At 67.7% G+C, this 4,410-nt stretch carries 3 protein-coding genes and 1 pseudogene; 1 reads left to right on the top strand and 3 read right to left on the bottom strand.

Annotated features, from left to right (window positions below):
- The 3 genes and pseudogenes from KZA10_RS08515 to mtrA all read right to left on the bottom strand — a co-directional run.
- Positions 1-714: pseudogene (locus KZA10_RS08515) on the bottom strand (hypothetical protein); the annotation flags it as partial.
- On the bottom strand, positions 711-2,390 hold the full coding sequence (gene mtrB, locus KZA10_RS08510; RefSeq protein ID WP_218682649.1) for an MtrAB system histidine kinase MtrB: 1,680 nt from the start codon (positions 2,388-2,390) through the stop codon (positions 711-713). The pseudogene KZA10_RS08515 and the gene mtrB, both read right to left, overlap by 4 nt.
- Positions 2,391-2,397: 7 nt before the next feature.
- Complete coding sequence (gene mtrA / locus KZA10_RS08505; protein WP_218682648.1) at positions 2,398-3,078, bottom strand: MtrAB system response regulator MtrA; 681 nt, start codon at positions 3,076-3,078, stop codon at positions 2,398-2,400.
- A 98-nt stretch (positions 3,079-3,176) separates the two neighbouring features.
- Here mtrA and KZA10_RS08500 point away from each other — a divergent pair.
- Positions 3,177-4,410, top strand: a 1,234-nt coding sequence (locus KZA10_RS08500; protein WP_218682647.1) for a glycerophosphoryl diester phosphodiesterase membrane domain-containing protein, incomplete at its 3' end; no start/stop codon positions are given.

The raw sequence follows: 4,410 nt of genomic DNA, 5'->3' as shown, positions 1-4,410 counted from the left end.
CATCGTTGAGCCCTCGTGAGTGCAAGTAGTACGCGACGGGGATGATGACGCTCTTCGCGGAGAGAGTCGCGTCGGATAGCCCGAAGTCGCTGAGCAGGCCGGCGGCGAGCTTGAGGGAATTTCCGATTGGTCGAAGTACTGCAGCGGATACCCTTCGAAGACCTTGGTGAAGCGCGTCTCGTCGATCACGACACCGTCCGGCGCCTGCGTGATGCGCCATTCGCCGCTCTCCATCCGCTGCAGCGTGAACGCCACGTTGGATGACCCGAGGGCCTCGGAGTAGCCGCCGGAGTCGTCGACGCTCGCGACCAGGTCGAGCGTGACCTGGACCTCAGCGGTGTCCGCACCCTCCACCTCGTCGTCGGGGACCGAGGATGTGATGGTCCTGGTATCCGTGCCGACGTCGATCGACACCCCTGCCGAGGGACTCCAGCTCCGCTGCAGCGAGGGCGAGAGGAAGTCGCGTGCGGTGTCCCAGTTCTCGGTCGTCGTGATGCCGGCCTCGAGGAAGCCCTCGACGATCTCCTCAGGCCCGGCACCCGTGATGGGGCCGGAGGCGACCGGCAGGATGTCGACGTCCTGTGGGGACTCCCCGAGCTTCAGGCCGACGGCGACATCACCGCTGGTGGGCAGTCCCGCGCACGCAGGAAGCACAAGCGCGGTGAGTGCCAGCGCGATGGCCAGCATCCTCCGTGTCCCTCGTCGCCGGGTCATGACCGGTCCTCCTCGTCGAACAGACCGGCGGGCGCGTCCGTCAACGAGATCGGCTGCGTCGCGTCGCCGATCTCCGCGAACGGCTCCTGCGGCTCGATGGAGATCGGGCTCGGACCGTCCAGGATCCCGTCGTGCCGGGGGATCGTGAGCACGAAGTTCGTTCCCACACCGAGCTCCGACCAGACCTCGAGCGTGCCGCCGTGCAGACTCGCATCCCCCAGGGCGATGGAGAGCCCGAGTCCCGTGCCGCCGATCGTGCGCTGACGAGAGGGGTCGGCGCGCCAGAAGCGGTCGAAGACCCGCTCCGCGTCGGCGGGCTGCATCCCGAGGCCGAAATCTCGCACCCCTACCGCCACGGCGTGCTGGTTGCTGTCGACCGTGACGACGACGGGACGCCCCTCGCCGTGCTCGATCGCGTTGCCGATCAGATTGCGCAGCACCCGGCGCACGCGCCGCGGATCCATGTCGACGGGTGAGTAGCCGCCAGGCGCCACGAGCCGCAGCTCAGTGCCATGACCCTCCGCGAGCGGGCGCATCTGCTCGATGATGTCCTCGGCCAGGTGGGTGAGGCTCGTCGCCTCGAGTTCGAGCTGCACCGACCCCGCGTCGTAGCGGCTGATCTCCAGCAGATCCGACAGCAGCGTCTCGAACCGCTGCACCTGGGCGTGCAGCAGCTCCGCCGTCCGCGCGGTGGTGGGGTCGAACTCCTCGCGCTGGTCGTTGAGCATGTCCGCAGCGAGGCGGATCGTGGTCAGCGGTGTCCGCAACTCGTGCGAGACATCCGACACGAAGCGCTGCTGCACCATCGACAGCTCGCCGAGTTCCTTGATCTGCGACTCGATGCTGTCCGCCATCGCGTTGAACGAGCGTCCGAGCGTGGCCAACTCGTCCTCTCCGTGCACCTCGAGGCGCACCCCGAGGTCGCCCGCCGCGAGCCGTGCGCTGGTCTCCGCGGCCTGCACGATCGGGGTGGAGACCGCGCGAAGGACGATCCACGAGATCGCGGCGACGATCGCGACCAGACCGATCCCGGCGATCCAGAGCGTGCGCTGCACGAAGACGAGGGTCTGATCGGCATCGCCCAGGTCGTAGGCGAAGTAGATCGCGAACGCTCCCGCCTCGGGCACCTGGAGCTGCTGGCCCACGATGATGCCGGGGACCTCTCCCCCGTCCGCGACGGGCAGCGCCACGGACTGCCAGGCCTGGCGATCGTCGAACTCCACGACGCGGGCCTGGAGCTCGGGGCTCAGCAGGCTCCGACTCAACCCCGCCTCGAAGCCGTTCAGGCGGACGCCCTTCGCGTTGTCGATCTTGAACCCGGCGAGCTGATCCGTGCTCGATGTGCGCGTGAGATTCGACTGGACGCTGTTCCACAGTTCCGTGAGTGCAGCAGAGTCGTCTCCCACCTCGGCCACATCCAGGATCCCCTGCGCCTGATCGACCGCTCGGCGGGAGTCTTCGAGAGCGACGTCCTTGCGCGAGATGAACAGATCGTTCTGGATGACCAGGGCCATCGTCACGCACGTGATGAAGATCGCCAGGGAGGTGGCGAGCAGGGTTATCGAGAGCGTGCGGAAGCGGAGCGAGCGTCGCCAGAGGATGGCGAGCATCGTCGGCCAGCCTCGCCAGTCGCGCAGGACAGCGACCGTCGTGGTGGTCGCTGTCGTCGCGGCCATCGTGCTCCTAGCCGATGCTCCCGGCGCGGTAGCCCACGCCGCGCACCGTCATGACGATCTTCGGGTTGTCGGGGTCGAGCTCGACCTTCGCGCGCAGACGCTGCACGTGCACGTTCACCAGCCGGGTGTCTGCCTTGTAGTGATAGCCCCAGACCTGCTCGAGCAGCATCTCCCGGGAGAACACCTGCTGAGGCTTCGAGGCGAGCGCGACGAGAAGCTGGAACTCCAGCGGTGTGAGAGCGATCGGGGCGGTGCCGCGACGGACCTCGTGCGCGTCGACGTCGACGGTGAGATCCCCGACCCGGAGCTGCTCGCTCGTGGCCTGCGGCGTGGGCCGGAGCCGCGTGCGGATGCGCGCCACCAGTTCCTTCGGGTTGAAGGGCTTGACCATGTAGTCGTCTGCGCCGACCTCGAGTCCGCGGACCACATCGGCGGTGTCGCTGCGTGCGGTGAGCATGATGATCGGCACGCCGGACTCGGCACGGATGCGGGTGCAGATCTCGATTCCGTCCATACCGGGGAGCATGAGATCGAGCAGCACCAGGTCGGGCCGCTGCGTGCGCCACTCGTCGACGGCGCGCGCACCGTCCGCGCAGAACACCGGCTCGAAGCCTTCGGTGCGGAGCACGATCCCGATCATCTCGGCGAGCGCGGTGTCGTCGTCGACCACGAGAATACGTGAGGTCATAAGAGTTACCTTATGGCACCGAGTCCCGCCGACCCCAGGTCTGCGCGCCACGCATCGGATATGACACGATGGGAGCGCGCGATGGAGAGGGAGTGCCTGTGACCGGCCAGACGTGGACGCCTGCCCCGAAGAAGGGCATCATTCCCCTTCATCCACTGTCGTTCGGGATGCTGCTGGGCAAGGCCTTCGCGGCGCTGCGGCACAACCCCAAGGTGCTCTTCGGCTTCGCCGTCGTGATCCAGCTCGTCGTGGTCGTCGTCACCGCCGTGGTCATGGGCGTCGTCCTCTTCACGACCTTCAGCCGCCTGGAGACGGTCTCGCCTTCCTCTCCGGATTTCGAAGCGGTGATGGCCGGCACCATCGCGGTGAACCTGATCGCCGGACTCGCCGTCGGACTGGCCTCGATCGCCTTCACGGCGATGATGCAGGGCGTCGTCGCCGCAGAGATCGGGTACGCCGCGATCGGGGTGAAGGCGACGCTGCGCATGCTCTGGCGCCGGATGGCCCCCGCGTTCTGGCGACTCGCCGGGTTCGCCTCCCTCTCGGTGGCTGCCGTGTTCGGCATCTTCATCATCGCCGCGGTGATCATCGCCGCCTTCATCGCCGGGGGTCTCGGCGGCAGCGTCGAGATGGTCGGCGTCGTCGTCCTCGTGGTGATCGTCATCGTCCTCGCCTGCATCCCGCTCGCGGTGTGGCTCACCACGAAGCTGCTGCTGGTGCCCTCGATCCTGGTCCTCGAGCGTGCGCGTTTCCGTGACGCCTTCGTGCGATCCTGGCGACTCACCCGCGGGCGCTTCTGGGTCGCGTTCGGGGTGACCTTCCTCATCAGCGCGATCATGGGCATCGCGGCGCAGGTCGTCAGCGTGCCCGTCACACTGCTCGGTTCCCTTCTCGGTTCCGTGGTCGCACCCACGGGCGCCGAGGACCCCAGCGCTGTCATCGCCTTCATCGTGACGCTCATCGCCCCGCAGATCCTGCTCCTGGTCATCCAGGCGATCACGCTCGTGGTGCAGAGCACCGGTTCCGCACTCGTCTACCTCGACTGCCGGATGCGCTACGAAGGGCTGGATCAGACCCTCATCGCGCATGTCGAGCGCCGCGACCTCGGCTGGACCGATGAGCAGCAGGACGATCCCTTCCGCGTCGACCCGACGCGCGCTGTCACCTCGGCACCGCCGCCCCGCCAGGTGCCGGAGCACGTCATGATGTCGCAGGGGTATGCGTACGCGCAGTACGGCGCACAGCAACCGGTCACGCAACCGGGGGCTGCGCCGTCGTTCGCTCCGCAGTATTCTCCCGCACAGCCGTACGCGGGGACGCCGTACCCGTACG

The organism is Microbacterium sp. BF1, from assembly GCF_019279095.1.
In the GTDB taxonomy this organism is placed as follows: Bacteria; Actinomycetota; Actinomycetes; order Actinomycetales; family Microbacteriaceae; genus Microbacterium; species Microbacterium maritypicum.
Note: the sequence above shows the minus strand (reverse complement) of the source record. Positions and strands in the feature narration are given on the sequence as shown.